General features: G+C 31.7%; 22 protein-coding genes and 1 rRNA gene. 12 read left to right on the forward strand and 11 right to left on the reverse strand.

The window, feature by feature from the left end:
* Positions 1-131: ribosomal RNA gene (locus PUD86_04665) — 16S ribosomal RNA — on the reverse strand; the annotation flags it as partial.
* A gap of 658 nt (positions 132-789) precedes the next feature.
* Between PUD86_04665 and mer the strand changes: the two genes are divergently transcribed.
* The 4 genes from mer to PUD86_04685 all read left to right on the forward strand — a co-directional run bounded on the left by mer (position 790) and on the right by PUD86_04685 (position 4789).
* Positions 790-1749, forward strand: a complete 960-nt coding sequence (gene mer / locus PUD86_04670; GenBank protein ID MDD6776565.1) for a 5,10-methylenetetrahydromethanopterin reductase — start codon at positions 790-792, stop codon at positions 1747-1749.
* Positions 1750-1889: 140 nt separating this feature from the next.
* Positions 1890-2972 (forward strand): archaeosine biosynthesis radical SAM protein RaSEA, encoded by a 1083-nt coding sequence (locus PUD86_04675; GenBank protein MDD6776566.1) that lies wholly within the window; start codon positions 1890-1892, stop codon positions 2970-2972.
* 39 nt (positions 2973-3011) lie between these two features.
* On the forward strand, positions 3012-3494 hold the full coding sequence (locus PUD86_04680; protein MDD6776567.1) for a DUF308 domain-containing protein: 483 nt from the start codon (positions 3012-3014) through the stop codon (positions 3492-3494).
* Between the two features lie 26 nt (positions 3495-3520).
* A complete protein-coding gene (locus PUD86_04685) occupies positions 3521-4789 on the forward strand; it encodes an adenylyltransferase/cytidyltransferase family protein (GenBank protein MDD6776568.1) in 1269 nt (422 codons plus the stop codon).
* Here the strand turns inward: PUD86_04685 and PUD86_04690 are convergent.
* Genes PUD86_04690 through PUD86_04715 form a run of 6 tightly spaced genes read right to left on the reverse strand, consistent with a single transcriptional unit; the run spans position 4779 to position 9531 of the window.
* Positions 4779-5513: an NAD(P)-dependent oxidoreductase gene (locus PUD86_04690; protein ID MDD6776569.1), complete on the reverse strand. Its 735-nt coding sequence runs from the start codon at positions 5511-5513 to the stop codon at positions 4779-4781. The genes PUD86_04685 and PUD86_04690 overlap by 11 nt on opposite strands.
* Before the next feature lie 12 nt (positions 5514-5525).
* Entirely contained in the window at positions 5526-6386 is an 861-nt protein-coding gene (locus tag PUD86_04695) for an ARMT1-like domain-containing protein (GenBank protein ID MDD6776570.1), read from the reverse strand.
* A 2-nt stretch (positions 6387-6388) separates the two neighbouring features.
* Entirely contained in the window at positions 6389-6592 is a 204-nt protein-coding gene (locus PUD86_04700) for a MoaD/ThiS family protein (GenBank protein MDD6776571.1), read from the reverse strand.
* A gap of 4 nt (positions 6593-6596) precedes the next feature.
* On the reverse strand, positions 6597-7514 hold the full coding sequence (locus tag PUD86_04705; protein ID MDD6776572.1) for a TIGR00269 family protein: 918 nt from the start codon (positions 7512-7514) through the stop codon (positions 6597-6599).
* A 9-nt stretch (positions 7515-7523) separates the two neighbouring features.
* Positions 7524-8675 (reverse strand): VWA domain-containing protein, encoded by a 1152-nt coding sequence (locus PUD86_04710; GenBank protein MDD6776573.1) that lies wholly within the window; start codon positions 8673-8675, stop codon positions 7524-7526.
* Position 8676: 1 nt separating this feature from the next.
* Positions 8677-9531 carry a MoxR family ATPase gene (locus PUD86_04715; protein ID MDD6776574.1) on the reverse strand — a complete coding sequence of 285 codons (855 nt, stop codon included), beginning with the start codon at positions 9529-9531 and terminating at the stop codon, positions 8677-8679.
* A gap of 100 nt (positions 9532-9631) precedes the next feature.
* On the opposite strand from PUD86_04715, the gene PUD86_04720 reads away from it, so the two are divergent.
* Positions 9632-10015, forward strand: a complete 384-nt coding sequence (locus PUD86_04720) for a hypothetical protein (protein ID MDD6776575.1) — start codon at positions 9632-9634, stop codon at positions 10013-10015.
* Positions 10016-10017: 2 nt separating this feature from the next.
* Here PUD86_04720 and PUD86_04725 read toward each other — a convergent pair whose 3' ends face one another.
* Complete coding sequence (locus PUD86_04725; protein MDD6776576.1) at positions 10018-11622, reverse strand: dihydropteroate synthase-like protein; 1605 nt, start codon at positions 11620-11622, stop codon at positions 10018-10020.
* Positions 11623-11798: 176 nt separating this feature from the next.
* On the opposite strand from PUD86_04725, the gene PUD86_04730 reads away from it, so the two are divergent.
* Genes PUD86_04730 through PUD86_04760 form a run of 7 tightly spaced genes read left to right on the forward strand, consistent with a single transcriptional unit; the run spans position 11799 to position 16256 of the window.
* Complete coding sequence (locus tag PUD86_04730; GenBank protein MDD6776577.1) at positions 11799-12320, forward strand: pyruvate ferredoxin oxidoreductase subunit gamma; 522 nt, start codon at positions 11799-11801, stop codon at positions 12318-12320.
* A 15-nt stretch (positions 12321-12335) separates the two neighbouring features.
* Complete coding sequence (gene porD, locus PUD86_04735) at positions 12336-12578, forward strand: pyruvate synthase subunit PorD (protein MDD6776578.1); 243 nt, start codon at positions 12336-12338, stop codon at positions 12576-12578.
* 13 nt (positions 12579-12591) lie between these two features.
* Complete coding sequence (gene porA / locus PUD86_04740) at positions 12592-13737, forward strand: pyruvate synthase subunit PorA (GenBank protein ID MDD6776579.1); 1146 nt, start codon at positions 12592-12594, stop codon at positions 13735-13737.
* A gap of 2 nt (positions 13738-13739) precedes the next feature.
* A complete protein-coding gene (gene porB / locus PUD86_04745; protein MDD6776580.1) occupies positions 13740-14606 on the forward strand; it encodes a pyruvate synthase subunit PorB in 867 nt (288 codons plus the stop codon).
* 11 nt (positions 14607-14617) lie between these two features.
* Positions 14618-15115: a 4Fe-4S dicluster domain-containing protein gene (locus PUD86_04750; protein MDD6776581.1), complete on the forward strand. Its 498-nt coding sequence runs from the start codon at positions 14618-14620 to the stop codon at positions 15113-15115.
* Positions 15116-15123: 8 nt separating this feature from the next.
* Positions 15124-15363: a 4Fe-4S binding protein gene (locus PUD86_04755; GenBank protein ID MDD6776582.1), complete on the forward strand. Its 240-nt coding sequence runs from the start codon at positions 15124-15126 to the stop codon at positions 15361-15363.
* 50 nt (positions 15364-15413) lie between these two features.
* Entirely contained in the window at positions 15414-16256 is an 843-nt protein-coding gene (locus PUD86_04760; protein ID MDD6776583.1) for a fumarate hydratase, read from the forward strand.
* A 25-nt stretch (positions 16257-16281) separates the two neighbouring features.
* Here the strand turns inward: PUD86_04760 and PUD86_04765 are convergent, their stop codons facing one another.
* The 3 genes from PUD86_04765 to hmdC form a co-directional block, all read right to left on the reverse strand.
* The gene (locus PUD86_04765) at positions 16282-17166 is read right to left on the reverse strand and encodes a PhoU domain-containing protein (GenBank protein MDD6776584.1); all 885 of its coding nucleotides are present in this window, start codon (positions 17164-17166) and stop codon (positions 16282-16284) included.
* 7 nt (positions 17167-17173) lie between these two features.
* Entirely contained in the window at positions 17174-18028 is an 855-nt protein-coding gene (locus PUD86_04770) for a hypothetical protein (protein MDD6776585.1), read from the reverse strand.
* Positions 18029-18127: 99 nt separating this feature from the next.
* Complete coding sequence (gene hmdC / locus PUD86_04775) at positions 18128-19624, reverse strand: 5,10-methenyltetrahydromethanopterin hydrogenase cofactor biosynthesis protein HmdC (protein ID MDD6776586.1); 1497 nt, start codon at positions 19622-19624, stop codon at positions 18128-18130.
* Positions 19625-19879 lie beyond the last annotated feature (255 nt).

Below are 19879 nucleotides of genomic sequence, written 5' to 3' on the forward strand. Positions count from 1 at the left end.
AAGGTTATCCCGGTCCTAAGGGTAGGTTATCCACGTGTTACTGAGCCGTACGCCACGAGTCTAAACTCGTTCGACTTGCATGGCTTAATCGAATCCCAATAGCAGTAGCATCTGCCAGGATCAAACAGAATTGAACACAAAACAGAATACACTAATTATTAGCATAATTGAAGTACACATAAAAAACATAGACGAGTATAATATATTACACATAAAATAAAATCTAATTCATAAAAACCAAAAGTTTCTATAATCAAATTTCACCACATCTACAAAACGTACATCATATCCGAAAAACTCAGATACTCATAAAAGCACATTCATTAATAATATAATAAACATGATAAAATTATAGCTACATGCGGAAAAAAGCAGTCATCATAGTCATAAATTGCTCCATGCAATAATTGACTTAAACCATCGCCATAAACATATAGCACATACTATAGAAACAAAAATGGCATTAACAAAGATAATTAAAAAATATTGCAAAATTAATTAATACATCAAAATAAGATAAATTAAAATTAATTAAAATAAAATAAATAAAAATAGCTAAAAAATAAAGAAATAAATAACAAAAATTAATATTTCTATTACAACTTTCTTAATAATAAATATTATAATAAAGAATGAAAATAAGTATTACTAAAAATAAATTTTTTAATAAAAGGCTATTTTTAATGCATATGTTCAGAAAAAATACAATACATTATATAAAATTTTCTATCTAAATCAAATAAAAATTACTTTATATATTACTAGCCAAACTATTACTGGTGATAAAATATGAAGTTCGGTATAGAATTCGTACCAGATAAACCTTTGGATGAAATTACAAAATTAGTAAAATTAGCAGAAGACGTCGGTTTTGAATATGCATGGATCACTGATCACTACAACAACAAAAATGTATACGAAACCTTAGCATTAATTGCAGCAAACACCGAAACCATTAAAATCGGTCCTGGTGTAACTAACCCATACGTAAGAAGCCCTGCAATATCTGCTTCTGCAATCGCAACCATTGACGAAATTTCAGAAGGAAGAGCAACCTTCGGTATTGGTCCTGGTGACAAAGCAACTTTCGACGCTTTAGGAATTGAATGGACTAAACCTGTATCTACTATTAAATCCGCTATTGATGACATCAACACCTTATTAGACGGTGGAAAAACTGAAGCTGGAGCAGCATTAGGTGGAGTTAAAAAAGTACAAGACCACATCCCTATTTACATGGGTGCACAAGGTCCTAAAATGTTAGAAACTGCTGGAGCAATCGCTGACGGTGTATTAATTAACGCTTCCAACCCTAAAGATTACGAAGCTGCTATGCCTATGATTAAAAAAGGTATTGAATCCGCTGGTGAAAAAGAATTCGACGTAGGTGCATACACTGCAACCTCTATTGGTGCTGACTCCGAAGCAGCTAAAAACGCTGCTAAAATCGTAGTTGCTTTCATCGCAGCTGGATCCCCACCACAAGTTATCGAAAGACACGGATTACCTGAAGGATACAACGAAAAATTAGGTGGATTATTAGCTAAAGGTGACTTCGGTGGAGCTATTGGTGCTATTACTGAAGAAGCACTCGACGCATTCTCCGTATGTGGTACTCCTGATGAGTTCATTCCAAAAATTGAAGGCTTAGCTGAAATGGGTGTAACTCAATACGTTGCTGGTTCCCCAGTAGGTAAAGACGTAGAAGAATCCATTAAATTATTAGGAGACGTAATCGCAAGTTTCTAAACTTGCTTACTTTTTCTTTTTTTATTTTTTTAAACCAGATATACACAACTTATTCATAAACTATTTTTTTCAACAATAATTTTTAATTAGAAAAACATCATAATAATATAATATTACATTAATAAATTGCAGGTATTATGATGGAAATTGAAAATATAACAAAAGAGATAAGAACTAGAGCTTTTGATAGAAAAGATCCAAAAACTCCAGAACAAGTTGGTGCAAGTTGGTATAATGATGATTTAACTTATGATGGAATTGCAAAAACATTATTTATTATATTACCAACACCAGGATGTTCCTGGGCACTTGGAGATAGTGGTGGATGTACAATGTGCAGCTATGTTTCTGACTGTACATTAGAACCAATTGATTCTCAAACAATTATTAGAATTTTTAATGAACATTTATCCAGACATCCAATTAGTGAAGAAGATAAAATTTCAGTTAAATTATTTGCATCAGGTAGTTTCTTAAACCCATATGAACTTCCAAAAGATGCACGTGATGAAATTTTAAAAACATTAATGGATTTAGGAAATGTTACAGAAATCATTGTTGAGTCAAGACCAGAATATGTAAAAGAAGAATACTTAGATGAAATCTTTGATATTATCGGAGACACATTATTTGAAGTAAGTATTGGACTTGAAACATCAAATGATTATACAAGACTTAAAAAAATCAATAAAGGTTTCACTTGCGAAGACTTTGAAAATGCTACAAAATTAATGCAAGATTTAAGAAAAACAAAAGGATACAACTTAAAAACAAAAGCATATGTCTTTGTAAAACCTATTCTTGTATCTGAAAAACAAGCAATAGATGAGGCAATTGAAACTGCAAGATATTGTGATTCTATTAATGTAGACAGACTTTCATTTTGTCCAGCAACCATACATGGTGGAACTGTAATTGAAAGATTCTGGAGAAAAGGAGCATACCAACCACCTTGGATTTGGTCATGTGTTGAGATTATAAACAAAGTGCGTGATGAATTAGATATACCTGCACTTTTAGATACATCCGGATTTGGATCAAGACGTGGTCCATACAACTGTAAGAAATGTAATAAAGATTTAAAACACATGATAATTGATAACAATTTGACACAAACCAAAATTGAATATGAATGTGAATGTAAAAGTGAATGGTTGGCTGAAATTAACAATTCCGATATGAATAAATCCACTGTCGAAGTTAAACATATCCCATTATATTAATATAATTAAAAGTGCCAATATTATTATTAGGAGGAAAATATGAAAACTAAATTTGTTAGTTTACTAGCTGTATTTCTCGGATTAATAATTATAGTATTCCCGTTAATGGGAGTTATCGGAGCTAGTTCATTAATTGGATTATCCGCATTATTAATGTCCATTTATTTACTTGTTACTGGAATTACAATTATTGATTATAATAGTAGAGGAGCCATACTTGATTTAGTGTTAGGACTTTTACTTTTATTTGTAAGTATTTGTTTGATATTCAATCCAGCATTACTTGGATTTTTAACAGAACTATCAATGTATTTCTCAGGAATAATGTTAATCATTGTTGCTGTTGTTTCATTAATTAATAACCGCAATTCCAGATATGGATTTTATACTGGAATTCTTGGAATAATACTTGGTTTATTATACATAATCGTTGGAACTTACCTTTCAAATCCAATTATTCTCGGTACTTTTATTGGAGTATGGTTAGTGATAAATGGTATTTTAAATTTTATGGATAGATAAACTATCCAAATTTTTTTCTTTTTTTGGTGTTAATATTGATTGGAATTAGTGCAGATTTTGACCCTGTTCACAAAGGTCATGAAAAATTAATTAAAGAAGCTAGAAAACTTGCTGATGAAAAAAACAAAAAAGTTGTTGTTTATTTAAATAAAGGATTTAGTGCAAATCATGCTCCTTTTTTTGCAAGTTTTGAAGCTAGAAAAGAAATGGCATTAGCATTAGGTGCTGATGAAGTTAGATGTTTTGAAGGACTTCATCACAGATTAGTTTTATCATATAGTGTGCCAATCAGACTCCAACAGATGATTGATGATGGAGTAACTGATTATATTACCTCAGCAAGCATTTCACTTGATGAGATTAAATCAAAAGCACAGAAGTTTATTGATGAGGGAAATTTCGTTGGAATGCCAAAACACTATACAAACAGAAATGAAATCAGATGGTATGCTATAAATCAGTTTCTTGGATCAAAACTAGAGTATCATGTTGTAAAGGAATTAAACAAAGACAAATATTCCGGAAGATTAATCAGACAATCCATTATTGATAATGACATGACAATAACTGATGATGTTAAAAAAGTACTTCCAAAATCAACAGTTGATATTCTTCAGCGCGAAATTGATGCTGGAAATATTCCTGAAGAGAGAAACTGGGATGATATTTATAAAAGAATGAACACCTATTCTAGAGGAAATCTTGAAAAAATAGCTTATCTTAATGGTAATACAATAAACGAAATTATTAAAAAAAGAGTTTATAGAGACCCAGAATCCATTTGGGCTGTTTTTAGAAGATCAAACTACGGACCAGTAATGACCAGATTGGCAATTAGTGCAATTGAAATGGATGTTACAAAAAAAGAAGTAATGGATTTAATGAAAAGCTATGAATCCAAAGGTGTTATTCCTGATAATCAGAAAGTCCAAAGAGTAATTGACAGAGCATGGTATGTTGCAAGCAGCGATTTAGATGCTCGTGAGGCAAATGAAAAATTCAGAAGTGAATTTATTGAGGTTGATGCTCCGCTAAAACTTGAAGCAGGACTAAATTTAACTAAATTTGAAACTAAGATTACAAAAGAAGGAATAAATACTGATTTATATGTGGATAAGAAAGGTAAGATTTCTGTTCAGTTTAAAAGTGAAGGTAAAAAAATTAAAACAAATTTAAGACTTCCTGCTGTAGAGGTTACTTATCTAAGATACATTATGGATGCTCATTTTATTCCTGTTAGTGGAAGTATAAAAAAAGCTAAAAAAGGATTTAAAGTTGAAGTGGTTATTGGTTAAGCTTTTTTAGAGCTGCCTTAACCATAATTAACTCATTTTTATCAAAACACTCAATTATTTCTTCAAGTTCTTCAGATTTTCTTTTTGAATTATTTAAAGTATTGTTTATTCTTGATAGAGATTTTTGTCTAAAATCATCTCCTTCAGTCAAAGTAAGTATATCAAAAAACTCTTCTTCTAAACCATATTGTTTTGCAGTTTCAGTCGTTTCAATCAATAGTGCTGATAAGGATTTTGTATAGCTACTTCTAAGTAGTTTTAAAATAGCTACCTCACCTAGATTATCACTGATTTTTCTTGTTTGAATAAACTCATCTAAAAATAACAACTCATCAGATTGTTCACCACAAATATATAAACTTGGATTATCGGAGTCAATTTTTCCAATAATTGCACCATCAACAAGATTATCAACATATTGACTTATTTTAAAAGTAGTTTCAGGAGATATATTATTTAAATCCAGATAAATTCCTTTGGCAAATTTTCCATAGTTTTTTGCAACTTCAAGTGCATTTTTTGGAGAATTTGCAGAAATTAGAATATCTGAATCAATAGCTACCTGCTTAAATGTGTCTTTAACTTCAATTCCTGATTTTTCAATAGCTTCAATTGTTTTATGAGATCTATTTTCAGTTGAAGTTAAAAAGGTGATTTCATCAGACTTAATTATCTTTGTAAGATTTTGCAAAACCTTTCCAAATCCAATAAGTCCTATAATCATAAACATCACCAGTTATTTTCTTAAAAGAAGCATGTCATGTAAGTTTGCACCAATATGCCTTGCAATAGTATTACATTTTACACATAACAAAAAGTAGATGTCTTTTTTGGATAAATCAATTTCAGTTAAACCTTCATAGTTTCCCATACCTTTTGAGATTACAAATTCATGATCATCGAAGATTTGTCTAAATTCGTCTGAAATTTCACTATCAACATAACCTACAGTTCCAGCACCGATTTCAACAAGTTTTCCAAATTCATCAAGTCCAACGTCAAGTGCTTCAACCATAGTAGCATCATTTAAAATAGGTTCTGATTTAACAGCAATTGTAATATCCAAATCATATTCTTTTAGTTTAGCTAATAATAGCTTGTCAAATACAATTTCTCCAGTATTATCTACTAAATACAATACTTTATCATGAGTTTTCAGAGAGTTTTCAAATTCTTCAATGTCTTTAACTGCCAAATCTTTTTTTAGTGAACTTTTAATTACACCTTCAATATCATCATCTAAGGTAAAAGCTCCAAAATCCAAAATATTACCTATAATAGCTATTTTAACATAGTTTTCTAAACTGTCATCTTCATCCAATATTTTTTTGACTTCAGGCAAGTATTTAAGTGCAATTTCATTGCCTTCAACTTTTTCTTTGTAATATGGATCCATACAGCCGGTTTTTTGTTTGATGATTTTATGCATTGAAGAACCAGTACTGTTTGAATTGGTTCCTGCTTTGAAAGTAGTGCTTAGAAATTTGAAGATTTCTTCCATTACTTTCATTTTAACATTTTCATCATCAGTTGATAAATCTAAAGCTTCACGAGCCTGTCTTAAAAAACAAGGCCCACATTCATAACTAATATCCAAAATTAACCACCATATATAATTTGAACTAATTGAATTTCATCACCATCTTCAATTACAGTATCTTCAATTACAAGTTCTCCGTTTTGTTTTGATACTATAGTTTGAGCAGATAATCCTAATTCAGTGAGTACATCTTTAATTGTGTAATTATCATTTGGCAATTCTCTTTTTTCATCAATTGATTTGTATTTTAATGTAAATTCCATTTTATCACAATCCTAATTCTTCTAAAAAGGAACATGCTTTACATAATTCATTAGCTGAAGGTTCACCACATCTTTTGCATCTTCCATGATTGAAATCTTTTTTAAAGTCTTCTTTCAATACATTTTTAATTTTATCATATCCTCTAAGAGTAGAGTATTTGATTGTAGGATGTTTTTCTGCAAGCTGATTTATAACCTCAGAAACTTCTCCTCTAAATGATTGCATTGCATAAGGACAACTGTCAAAGTGAACTTCCAGTTCTTTTGCAACAACATATAATCCAATTTCACGTTCCGGAATTTCACGTAAAGGTTTAATCTTAACTGTAAACTCTTCAGCTTTGGATTCTGTTTTTGCACCTAATTTAGTTAAGTTATCAGTGTTTCCTTCAAGATAATTCATTAAAATTCCCTGAACTTCATCATCAAGGTTATGTCCTGTAGCTATTTTTGTTGCTCCCATTTCACGAGCTGCTTTATTAATAATGGTTCTTCTAAATACTCCACAGTAGGTACAGGAACCTTTATGATTTTCTCTTTGCATTATTTCATCTAAGGTAATTCCATATTCGTCTTTAAGTGAAACTACTTTGTGTTCAATACCTAATCTCTCAGCATGCCTAATAGCTATATCAACACCGTCTTGGCGATAGTTATCAATTCCTTCATCTACTGTTACTGCACACAAGTCAATAATGTGCATTTCACGAAATGTATTTAAGATTTCAAGTGTTGTTACACTGTCTTTTCCACCTGAAAGAGCAACTAAAACCTTATCTCCTTTATCTAACAGTTTTTCTTTTCTAACGGTTTTAATAGCTTTTTTCTCAACTGATTCAATAAAACAATCCTTACATAATAGCTGGCCGGACTGTTCTTTTTTAATAATAACTTTAGGATTACCACATTTACTACATTGCATAATTATTACCTACATTTGTTCTACAAATCTTGCTAGTTGATTAAGAGTATTAACTTCAAAAACCTGTGCTCCAGCGTCTCTGTAGAGTGAAACACAGCTGTCTACAACATCCCATTTGTTTTTATCTTCAGGGTTTAAAATTACAACTTTTTTGGAATCTCTTACCATTTCCTCAACAATATCCACACTGGCAGGAACTCCATTTACTTTTGGCCCTGCCCAATCACGACAATCAGATAAAATAATAACATGGGATTTGTTATTTATATTTGCCATCTCCTGAAAGCTCTTAAATGCTGTATACATGTTTGAGGTACCATGAACCATCATATTTTTAACACGTAAATCTTTCACTTTAACAAATGCATCTAAGAGATACTCTTCTTTTAGAGCAGAAGATGTTTCAATTACTTTATTGTCAAATTCAAATGTTCTAGAACGTTTGAATGCTGTTTGAGCTGAAAACATCAACATGAAAAACCAGCTACTAATCCATTCACATGAACCACTTATGTCATTTAAAAATAAGTGTTCATTCTTATGAGGCCTTGGTTTTGCTTTAATAAGCTCTAGCGGAACCCCACCATATTTTAAATTAACTCTTATGGTTCTTCTAATATCAATTTTGTTACAGTTCATTTTAGATTTTCTTCTTGAACGCTTATTAGCTATTCTTCTACCTAACTGCTGACAGATTTCAAGCATTCTTGGATCAAAACGATTTAATTTGGTTAAGTCTTTATTCATTAATTCCCCATCGCGTTCGAGTTTTTTAGCTTCCTCAAGTAATGGTTGGCCTGAAAGCATTTTCAATTTTTCATTAGTAATTTTTTCTTTTCTAATACTTTGAGCCATGCTTTCCTGTTTTTTAATGATATATTTATTTGATTTAGGACCTCTGCCCTCATATGCTTTACTTCTTTTAACTTCTTCAGGCATTTCAACTTTTTTAATAGCAAATATTTCTTCAAAAACCTTATTGAATTTAGGAATATCATACTTGTCTTTAACATAAACTGCCATCAGTGCAGTTTTAAGCAAGTTTCTGTCTTCCTCACCCAAGTCCTCATAAACCTGTATAGCTGCCTTAGTACTTCTAATACTTACAGGGACATCTTTTTGCCTTAACTGGGCGGATAAATCTACTATTTTATTTATCATTTTAATCCTTATCTAAAACATCTTTTAAAACTCTTTTTCTATCGCTTTCTGTTTTAATAGCTACACCAACACTGTCTTTTAAAGATTTATCCAAATCATCAGTGCCTAAACTCATGACTGACTGAACCCAATCAACAGTACCTCTAACAGAAGGTTTTTTCATTAAGTTAAGATTACGAATATCATGAACAATCTTAACAATATGTGAAATAATGCCCTCATCTGCATGAGGTAATTTGGATTTGACGATTTCAATCTCACGTTCGACAGTTGGATATGGGATGTATAAAAACAAACATCTATCCTTAGTCTCATTAAGTAATGATCTTTGAGAGTTTGATGTTAAAATAACAATCAAATCGTTTTTTAATTGGAAAGTTCCCAAATCATTAATTGTTATTTCTTTTTCACCTAATGCCTGAAGTAAGAAGCTTTCTACTTCTTCATCTGCTTTGTCAATTTCATCAATAAGTAATACTGAGTCATTATCATTTAAAAATGCATTAAGTAAAGGACGTCTTATGAAAAATTCCTCATCAAATATTTTATCTTCTTTAACGGAATCATTTTTAGCAGCTTCCAAATGAAGAAGTTGTTTTTGATAGTTCCATTCACCGACAATTTGTTCGAAGTTAATTCCTTCATAACATTGTATCCTGAAAAAGTCCCTATCAAAAGTCTTTGCAATTACTTTTGCAAGCTCTGTTTTTCCAACACCAGGAGGTCCTTCAATAAGCATTGGTTTTCCAAGTAATAAGGATAAATATAAAGTAGTTGAAATTTCATTATTTGAAACATAATCTGCACTTAACAGACTTTTATCAATATCTTTAATACTAATATTTTCAATTTGCAATTTTAAACCTTCCAATCTATTATAAGTTAAGATTTAATCTAAATTTATTTAAAGTTTATGCAACAATATATTAATAATAATTCAAAAATGGGGGTGGATTATGGAAACTGAAGACATGATTATTGTAGGATTAGTAGTCTTAATCGTGATTTGTGGAGCACTTGCATTTTTTGTTACAAGCAGTGGAATTTCATTCAATAATGATCCAGTACCTGTAATGAACAATACCACAACAAACATTACAACCAATAATACAGTTAATAATACATCAGATGACACTTCTGTTCGCGATACCGGTGCTTCAAGTCCAGAAAGTAGTGGTACAAGCAGTGTAAGCTATAGTAATCAAGGATACTATAGTGGTTCACAATCCAGCTATTCATACTCAAGCAGCAGTAATAGTGAACCAGTAGAACAACCAACTGAATCTGACACACAAGCCGGACAAAACGAAGGCACAATTGATCCAGAGGATTTCAGTTAATACTATTTTTTAAGTTCGTCAGGATTTTTGAATAATTCAAAATCCTGAACATATTCTTTTCCAGTAATCATTGCAATTTCTGCTTTTTGCAATTCGGAACCTAAATATGCAGCGTGTTCCATTCTTGTAACTAATTCTTTTTCAATGATTTCTTCATAGATTTCTTTAGCAGAATGTCCAACAATTACAAAGTCAGGTTCATTTTTCTTAAAATGAGTAGCAGTAATTCTGCTGTCCTTTACAGTAGTTGCATAGTCAACATGAATTTTAAAACTGCCTGCTTTATCTCTTATGAATTTCATTGGTTTTTTCTGGCGAATTTCAGGAACTCCATCTCTTTCGTTTACTATGATATCATTTCTTTTATGTTTATCTTTAAATTCAACCAAATTGATTCCTAAATCTTTTGGAATGGATTTTCTGTGTTTTGCAAGAAACATCATTTTAGATGCAGTAGCTAATTCACGAACACTACCACGTGTTTTTCCACTTTCTTCAGGAGTAAATAATATACTTACTCCAAGTTCCATACCAATACCTGCCAATAAAACATTGACTCCCCCTGAATCTGCATCCATTAGCTCGGTAACATTTCCAACACCGAAAAACATTGGTGCAGGGTTTGTTTTGTGAAATTCATTACATGCGATTATTGACTCTACAATACTTGCACTGTTAACAGGATCTAAAATTAAATCTGCAACGTATTTTACTCCTTCAGTGTCTTTTATTAACTGATGCATTGCTTCAACACGTTCACTTGGAGATTTTGGAGATTTACCTTGAGAAAAGTTTGTTGGAAGTAAAACTGCAGGAATCTGTTTTTCTTTTAATACTTCTTTAACTTCACTGTTGTTTCCTAAATCAAGACTTAATACAAAATCAATTCCATTTTCTGCAGCTGTTTTAATCTCATTTGGATTTAATGTATCAATGCTTAATGGTCTATCGCCCACAATAGGACGTAATGTTTCAATTAACTCAGGAATTTTATCTGAAAAATCTTCACCAGCAGCCATTCCTATATCAATCATATCTGCTCCAGAATCAACGAAATACTGACATTTGTTTATTAATGCTTCTTTTGATAAGAATGGTGCATTAGCTATTTCAGCAAGTACTCTCATTGGGAAGTCTTCACCAACCGGAAGATTTCTAATTAGGATATTATTTGGTTTTTCAAGAAGTTTTTCAATAGTCTCAGTGTCATTTTCAAAATCTTCAATGAATTTTAAAGCCTGTTTTCTTTTTTCTTCATTAATCAGTTTATCTGCAGGGGTGGTTTGTGACAATTCAATTTTTTCAATTAAGTCTAAAACCATTGCCAAGTCTGCACCGTCAGTGGATCCTTTAAATGTTGGAATTCCAAGTTCTTTTGTAATTTCTTTTGTTCCTTTTTTAATTAAACCTGGAACTAAAATCATATCAATTTCATCCATTTGGTCTGCAAAACATTTCTTAACTTCATTAATAATTAATCTTGGAGTTAAAAATGCTGCAACCTGAGTATTGTCAACAATATGTACAATGATATCTTCTTTTGAGTTTGAAACAACATCTTTTATTAAAGGATATGCCAACTCTCCTGTGATAATTAAAACTTTCATAATACCTTCCAATGAGATTTTTCTAATTATATTATATGACTAAACATTATTATTAAATTCTTTTAAAATTTTGAAATTTTCACAATAAAAATCAGAGTATAAAAAGTAACATAAACCTTTATATATTTTGGAATTTATAATGATTATACATGATAAATATATGGAGGAAAAATTAAATGATTGAAATTCGTTTTCATGGAAGAGGAGGACAAGGAGCTGTAACCGCTGCTGAGATTTTAGCTAAAGCAGCTTTCAAAGACGGCAAATATTCTCAAGCTTTTCCATTCTTTGGAGTAGAACGTAGAGGAGCTCCAGTTATGGCGTTCACCAGAATTGATGACAAGCCAATTGATTTGAGATACCAAATCTACAATCCGGACTATGTATTAGTATTAGATGATGGATTATTAAACGTAGTGGATGTATTTTCAGGAATCAAAGACAATACTGAAGTTATTATCAACACCGAAACTTTTGAAGGTAGTGGAGAACATACCGTCCACAGTATTGATGCAACCGGAGTTGCATTAGACATGTTAGGACGTAACATTGTAAATACTATTATTTTAGGATATTTTGCTAAAAAAACCCAACTTGTAAGTATCGAATCATTACTTGAAGTAATTAGAGAAACATTCCCTGGAAAAGTTGGAGAACTAAATGTAGAAGCTACTAAAAAAGCTTATGAAATGGGATAGAAAAGGGTGAAGAGAATGGTAAGCATAGGATGCGTAATTAAAACACCAGGTAATAGTAGAATTAACAAAACTGGAAGTTGGAGAACTTTTAAACCAATTTTAGACAAAGAAAAATGTATTGACTGTAATAATTGTATTATCTTCTGTCCAGATTCCAGTGTAAACAAACAACATGACATAGATTATGATTACTGCAAAGGATGTGGAATTTGTGCATATGAATGTCCTTCCGATGCAATTGAAATGGTAAAAGAATAAAGAGAGTGATTTAATGATAAAAGAAGTAATGACCGCAAACAAAGCAGTTGCAGAAGCTGTAAGATTAGCTAAACCACAAGTTATTCCCGTTTATCCAATTACTCCACAAACTACAATTTCAGAATACTTAGCTCAATACGTTGCAGACGAAAAAATTGATGCTAAATATGTTAAAGTAGAATCAGAACACAGTGCAATAAGTGCTGCAGTTGGAGCTAGTGGTGCTGGAGTAAGAACCTTTACCGCAACATCCTCCCAAGGATTAATGTTAATGCACGAAATTTTATTCGCAGCAGCAGGTATGAGAACTCCTATTGTTTTAGCAGATGCAAACAGAGCAATTTCTGCACCCTTAAACATTTGGAACGACCAACAAGACTCCATTGCACAAAGAGATGCTGGATGGTTACAAATTTATGTTGAAAATGCACAAGAAGCATTAGATACTACTTTAATGGCATATAAAATTTCAGAAAACCCAGATGTATTACTTCCATCAATGGTATGTTTAGACGGATTTATTTTAACTCACACTGTAGAACCTGTTGAAATTCCAGATCAAGAAAGTGTAGATAAATTCTTACCTCCATATGTTCCTAAACATGCATATCTTGATCCAAATGACCCAATGTCCATTGGTAACTTTGCAGATACTCACTACTATACAGAAGCAAGACATGATATGGAAGTTGCAATGACCAAATCCATTGGAGTTATTGAAGAAACCTGTAAAGAATTTGCTGAAATCTTTGGAAGAGAATATGGTCTTGTTGAACCATACAAAACCGAAGATGCAGATATTGTTATTGTTGCAATGGGTTCACTTTGTAGTACCATTAGAGTTGTAGTAGACCAATTAAGAGAAAAAGGAGAAAAAGTAGGTTTACTTAAAATTAGAGCATACAGACCATTCCCTGTTGAAGCAATCAAAGACGCAGTTAAAAACTGTCAAAAAATTGCTGTTATTGATAAAAACTTCACCTTCGGAATTGGTGGAGCATTATATGCTGATATGAAAGTTAAAATTGATAAAGAAATCTATGGATTTGTTGCAGGTTTAGGTGGAAGAGACATTATACCTGAATACATTGTTGAAGCTTATGAAAAAACAAAAGTACCTGAACAAGAAGTTACATGGATTGGACTTAAGGAGGAATAGATATGGATATACCTGATAAAGATTTATTAGCACCAGGACACAGAGGTTGTGCTGGTTGTGGAGCATCAATTGCTGTGAAATTAGCTCTTAACGCATTAGGCAAAAACACTGTAGCTATTTCTGCTACAGGTTGTCTTGAAGTAATGACTACCCCATACCCAGAAACTTCATGGGAAGTACCATTCATTCACGTTGCATTTGAAAACTCCGGATCAGTTGCATCTGGTGTAGAAAGTGCATTAAGAATCCAAGGAAAAGATGATGTTAACGTTGTTGCTTTCGGTGGTGACGGAGGAACTGTAGATATTGGTTTACAATCCTTATCCGGAGCTATGGAAAGAGGCCACGACATGCTCTACATCTGTTACGATAACGAAGCATACATGAACACTGGTATCCAAAGAAGTGGAGCTACTCCATACGGAGCAAGTACAACTACTTCACCAAAAGGTATCGGAAGTTTCGGAGAAGACAAACCTAAGAAAAACATGCCAATGATTATGGCAGCTCATGGAATTCCATATGTAGCTACCGCATCTATTGCATATCCTGAAGACTACGTTAAAAAAGTTAAAAAAGCAGCTTCAATTAAAGGTCCTGCTTACATACACTTACAACAACCATGTACTACTGGTTGGGGATACCCATCTGAAAAAACCATTGAAATGGGTAGATTAGCAGTAGAAACCGGATCTTGGGTATTATATGAAATTGACCATGGAAACTTCGATATTACCTACAGACCAGATGAAAGAAAACCTGTTAAAGATTACTTATCTGTTCAAAAAAGATTCAAACACTTAGATGAAGAACACATTGAAAAAATCCAAAAATATGTTGATGCACAGTGTAAAGAATTAGGATTATAGGAGGAATATCAATGGAAAGTATTCTTGTAAATAGCAACTTATGTGACGGATGTATGAATTGTGAAAACATGTGTGCATCTGTACATAATGCTAGTAGGATAAAAATTATTGAACATGATTCTTCCTTTTACTCCATTGTATGTCAACATTGTGAAAGTGCACCATGTAAAAAAATCTGTCCAACCGAAGCTATTAGCGACGAAGGCGTTGATGGTGAAAAATGTATCGGTTGTGGATTATGTGTAATGGTTTGTCCATTTGGTGCAATGACTTTCCAATCTAAAGTCGCAGAAAAATGTGATCTCTGTGCAGACAGAGAAGAAGGTCCTGCTTGTATTAAAGCATGTACTAAAAGAGCTATCAGTGTTGCAGACCCTCAAAAAGTTAAAGCTAAAAACCAAGAAAAATTCTTGGCTAAACTTAGTGGAGTCTATGAACCTGAAAGCCAAAAAAGTGGATTTGTTCATGTTGTAACATGTCAAGCTAGAGTAAGCCACTTTTTAGAATAAAAAGAATTATGTATAACTTAGGAAATTGTACTGATTGTACAACATGTGGAAGTTGTCAACAAACACCAAATGTTGACACTCCAATTTTATTTTGTATGCACTGTCAACCATCAGATGCGCCATGTTTAAAAGTTTGTAAGCAAAATGCAATTGAAATCATGGGCGGAGCCATAACCATTAATAGTAAAAACTGTACCCGATGCAGAGATTGTGTTAAAGTATGTCCTATCGGCATAATTAAAATTTAAATATCTTAAAATCAAAAAATAAGATTAATTAAATTTTATAGGGTTTTATTTTGATTACTAAAGATACTATTAAAGAAACCGTTTATGAACTTTACAAAAAAGCAGCAATTGTTTTAGGTGATGACGTAAGAAAATCACTTGAAGATGCTCTCAAAAATGAAGAACATGACCTTGCAAAGTTAAATATTGAAGCAATATTGAAAAATATTAAACTTGCAGAAGAAAAGCAAATTCCAATGTGTCAAGATACTGGATTACCTGTTGTTTTTGTTAAATTAGGAAATGTTGAAGTTGAAAATTTACGTGAAGGTATTGAAGAAGGGATTAAAAAAGCAACAAAAGAAATCCCAATTAGACCTAACATCGTTGATCCTTTAACAAGAGAAAATACTAATGTTAATGTTGGAGACTTCATTCCTCCAATCGATATAGAATTAGTAGATGAAGATTATCTTGAAATTACAATAATGCCAAAAGGATTTGGTTCTGAAAACAATAACGCTTTGAAAATGGCACTTCCAGCTGACGGAATTGAAGGAGTCAAAGAATTTGTAGTAGAATCAGTTCTCAAAGCAAAAGGAAAACCATGTCCTCCAACCGTTGTTGGTGTTGGAATTGGTGGAACATCCGATTTATGTTTAAAACTTGGTAAAAAAGCTTTACTTGGTGAAGTAGGTAAAAGAAATCCTGACCCACAAATAGCTAAACTTGAAGAAGAAATTTTAGCAGAAATCAATAATTCAGGAATCGGACCAATGGGTCTTGGTGGAAAAACAACATGTCTTGATGTTAAAATCTTAAAAGCACATACCCACACTGCAGGATTACCTGTTGGTGTTTGTATCCAATGTTGGGCAGATAGACATGCAACAACAAAAATATATGATAATTAGATTATTTTTAATCTAATTACTTTTTTTAATATCTGAAAGTTCTCGGAGTAGTTGATCTTGGAATATTTTCATGAAACTCAATGGAAACATCCATCATTTCAACAGAAATATCTCCCATTCTTTCAAATGCTTTAATAACTCTAAATAAATAAATAAAATAATTTGAACGCTCTTTTTCATCAAATGAACTTTCAGCCATTTGTTCTGCAATCAAATTAATAGCTTTAGTTTGAAGAATATGAATTGATTCTTCTAACTTCATTAAATCATCTTTAAGCTCGGTTTTACCTTCAAGAAAAGAAGTAATAGCTAAACGAATCATTTTTCTAGCAATTTTATACATCTTTTTTAATTTCTTTAAAACATTTTCCTCAATTTTGTAGATGTCATTAATTACAAATTTAGCAATATGAGCACAATAATCTCCAATACGTTCTAAATCATAGGCAATTTCATTGTAAAGCATTGGTTTAGATATTTCAGAATGTTTATTCATACTAACAATAGTCTCAACAGATGTTCTTATCTTTTCAACCATATTGTTAGTAGCAAAATCCATCTCAAGAGCTTTATTTGCCTTTTCGTTATCATATTCTAAAACTGCATCAAATGAAACCTCAATTTGAGAGTGAACATGCTTTGCCATATTGTTAATCATATCATTGACAATAACATTTCCTTTGGTTTCATTAACATGATAGTCACTTAAAGACTCAGCAATACTTTCATAACTTTTTAAGTCAATCATATATGCTCTTTTTACAGTTCCGTCCTTAACAAGAGGTTGTAGAAGTTGAGCAACATATCTGCGAGTTATACCCAACTTTAAAGCAATCTCATCTTGAGTTGCAGGATTTTCATATAAAATGAGATCCAAAATATCTTTCAATGTTTTATCTTTTTTACCCATTATACCACTATTTATACTCATCTAATAAATCATTAGATTCAAATTGAATATTTTCAGAGGATGTATTAATTCCAGTTTCTGGTTTAACCTCTTTTTTAATTGTTTTTTCATGATTAAGATTATGTTGTGATTTATTGAAAGATTCTTTTAGACTTCTTCCTTTTTCAGCATAATCAAAATCTTTATGTATTTTAGAATGGCGCACTTTGTGAACCTTAGGAGTAGAGAAATTTTCCTCATTAATTTTATGATTAATTACATTTGGTGTATCATCAGAGTCTCTTGAGTGGATAAGAATACTCAATATTACCTCACATAATAATCCAAATGCAACAATAGCTATAGGTAAATCAAAATATTGGAACACAGTACCATAAAGTTCTGTAATACTATTTCCCCAATCTACAAAACCACGTGCTAAAAAGATTAATCCAACAAAAACAATAGTTGCTACACTTACTTTTTTAACAACGACTCTTTTTAATACAAATGAATATCCTGCCATAACCAATAATGCTAAACCTAAAATTCTGTAGAGGTTATTATTAACTGCATCTTGAATTGACAAGTACACATTAACAAAAGTATAAGGGATAGTACCTTGTTCAGCCAATAGTGCTAAAATTAGAAGTAATTGAATAATTGCAATAACAGCAATAGGGAATATATATGCAAGTTCCCATTCAAAACTTGAAGTAAAACTTTTATTTCCAATTGGTTTTTCTAAAGCTTCAGTTAACATATTATAAAGAACAGAAGAGATAACTGAACCTATAATTGTACCTGTAACACCCATAATAGAAGTTAAAACAGCAACGAGTGCAGAAATACAACCTACCAATGCAAGTTTTTTATAGTTCATTAATTCACCTTAAAAAAAATTTATTATTAAATAATAAAATAGTATAGTTAATACTATTTAATATTATTTATTTTAATAAATTTAAACTTTAAGGAAACCTTAAACAATAGTTAAAGCATTAGGAACTTTCTTTAAAATATTATCTTTAACAGGAATCATTGTTGATGAAGCAATTGAGAAATCTGCTTTATCTGCAGCAACTTTATCATCACTTTCAGGAATGATAGTAGCGTTCAATACATCTTGTAAATTATCAACAGTATTGTCCAATACCCATTTGTCCACATCAGCAATAATAATTTCATCAACGTGTTTATCTAATTCTTTAGCCAGAACCCAGGAGATGAATCTTCCACCATGTAAAGAAATGGTGTTTCCATCAGCCATATTTACGATATCATCTAAGGTGTGTTTTAATTCAATGTTTTCATACATTCTTGAATTAACCAAAGTTGCCCAGTGAGCATCTCCAACATGATATGAACCGATTTTGTTTGGATAAATATTATCTGGACCTGCAAGTTTAACAGCAGTAGCTATTGCAAGTAAATCGTGCTTTTGAGCTGGAAGACCTCTGTTTGGGAATTCTTCGTTGATTATTTGAATTATTCTTGGAAGACCAAATTTTCCTCTTCTTGCAGTACCTGGTTCAAATCCACACATGTATCCATGGTGGTTTTTAGGAAAACCAGTGATGACCATGTTTAAACCAGATCTAAGACCTGCTCTTACTTCATTTTCATAAGCCCCATTGGTAGCTACAACTTTACCCGGAGATAAAATTCTTGCAGCAGCAATTGCTTTTGCAAATCCTTCTGTTGTATTTTCACATCTGTTGAATGGTCCTCCTTCGACTACAACAACATCAGCACCAAGTTTGATTGATTTTTCAAAACCGGTAATTACTTCATCATAACCATCACCAACAAACATGATGGATTCTACACCTTTACCGTATTTTTTAGCCAAATCCGCAATGTCTTGTGCTTCGCTTAATGGTGCTGCATGAGCATCACCAGTTTGTTCTGATGAAACATTAACTGCAACAGATGAAGCTAATTTAACCCATTCTTCCTTATCGCCTTTTTGTTCTAATTCTTTATCAATTAATCTTTCATGGATTCTTCCACGAGGACATTCAGTAAATCCAGGACCTTTATTGTAACATTCCCCACCACACCCTGAGATGTTTTTTGGAAGCCTCATAGCACCATTTACACCAAAGTGATCCAAATCAAGAGGAACATCAACAATTTCGTGCACTTTTTTCATTACGTCAAGCCCAGTCATTCCAAATTTTTCACCAATATCTGAAAATGCATAAGCACAAATGTGAATTGGAGCACCTATCATATCAGATAAGCGGCAGTTACCTAATAAATCCATTAATTCTAAATCAGAAGCACAAGTACCTGCAACAACTTCTGTTAAATCACATCCTAATGGGAATCTTTTAAATTGCATTCCCAATTTCATGGTTTCTTCTAGTGAAAGTTCTGATATTGCATCAACAACAGAACCAACATCTTTTTTCATCTTTGATATTGCAATAGCAGCATCATCGTCATAAACTGCCTTTTTAATTAAATCATACACGATGCATTCCTCCAGTTAACATAAATTTAGTATATATAAGTAACAAGTTTAATAAAAACTTTTTGTTTTGATTTTACAAAATCAAGAAAAAAATATATCGAATATAAATAAGTTGCATTACGACACGATATAAAAATTTAAATAGTATCAAAATTTTAAGTATAACTATTACTACATGTTTAACTACCAAAAAAAATGCATACTCTTTTTTTTAATAGCACTGTAGTAAGATTAAATGTATCTAATATATGTGTA

This window comes from Methanobacteriaceae archaeon, from assembly GCA_029219465.1.
In the GTDB taxonomy this organism is placed as follows: domain Archaea; phylum Methanobacteriota; class Methanobacteria; order Methanobacteriales; family Methanobacteriaceae; genus Methanocatella.

Excerpts from the sequence above, each read along its gene's own strand:
- PUD86_04720 (MDD6776575.1), top strand. The coding sequence starts at position 9,632 with ATGGAAACTGAAGACATGATTATTGTAGGATTAGTAGTCTTAATCGTG.
- PUD86_04770 (MDD6776585.1), bottom strand. The coding sequence starts at position 18,028 with ATGAACTATAAAAAACTTGCATTGGTAGGTTGTATTTCTGCACTCGTT.
- mer (MDD6776565.1), top strand. The coding sequence starts at position 790 with ATGAAGTTCGGTATAGAATTCGTACCAGATAAACCTTTGGATGAAATT.
- PUD86_04750 (MDD6776581.1), top strand. The coding sequence starts at position 14,618 with ATGGAAAGTATTCTTGTAAATAGCAACTTATGTGACGGATGTATGAAT.
- PUD86_04725 (MDD6776576.1), bottom strand. The coding sequence starts at position 11,622 with ATGAAAGTTTTAATTATCACAGGAGAGTTGGCATATCCTTTAATAAAA.
- PUD86_04690 (MDD6776569.1), bottom strand. The coding sequence starts at position 5,513 with ATGATTATAGGACTTATTGGATTTGGAAAGGTTTTGCAAAATCTTACA.
- PUD86_04700 (MDD6776571.1), bottom strand. The coding sequence starts at position 6,592 with ATGGAATTTACATTAAAATACAAATCAATTGATGAAAAAAGAGAATTG.
- PUD86_04705 (MDD6776572.1), bottom strand. The coding sequence starts at position 7,514 with ATGCAATGTAGTAAATGTGGTAATCCTAAAGTTATTATTAAAAAAGAA.
- porB (MDD6776580.1), top strand. The coding sequence starts at position 13,740 with ATGGATATACCTGATAAAGATTTATTAGCACCAGGACACAGAGGTTGT.
- PUD86_04730 (MDD6776577.1), top strand. The coding sequence starts at position 11,799 with ATGATTGAAATTCGTTTTCATGGAAGAGGAGGACAAGGAGCTGTAACC.
- PUD86_04680 (MDD6776567.1), top strand. The coding sequence starts at position 3,012 with ATGAAAACTAAATTTGTTAGTTTACTAGCTGTATTTCTCGGATTAATA.
- PUD86_04765 (MDD6776584.1), bottom strand. The coding sequence starts at position 17,166 with ATGGGTAAAAAAGATAAAACATTGAAAGATATTTTGGATCTCATTTTA.
- PUD86_04710 (MDD6776573.1), bottom strand. The coding sequence starts at position 8,675 with ATGATAAATAAAATAGTAGATTTATCCGCCCAGTTAAGGCAAAAAGAT.
- PUD86_04755 (MDD6776582.1), top strand. The coding sequence starts at position 15,124 with ATGTATAACTTAGGAAATTGTACTGATTGTACAACATGTGGAAGTTGT.
- porD (MDD6776578.1), top strand. The coding sequence starts at position 12,336 with ATGGTAAGCATAGGATGCGTAATTAAAACACCAGGTAATAGTAGAATT.
- porA (MDD6776579.1), top strand. The coding sequence starts at position 12,592 with ATGATAAAAGAAGTAATGACCGCAAACAAAGCAGTTGCAGAAGCTGTA.
- PUD86_04675 (MDD6776566.1), top strand. The coding sequence starts at position 1,890 with ATGGAAATTGAAAATATAACAAAAGAGATAAGAACTAGAGCTTTTGAT.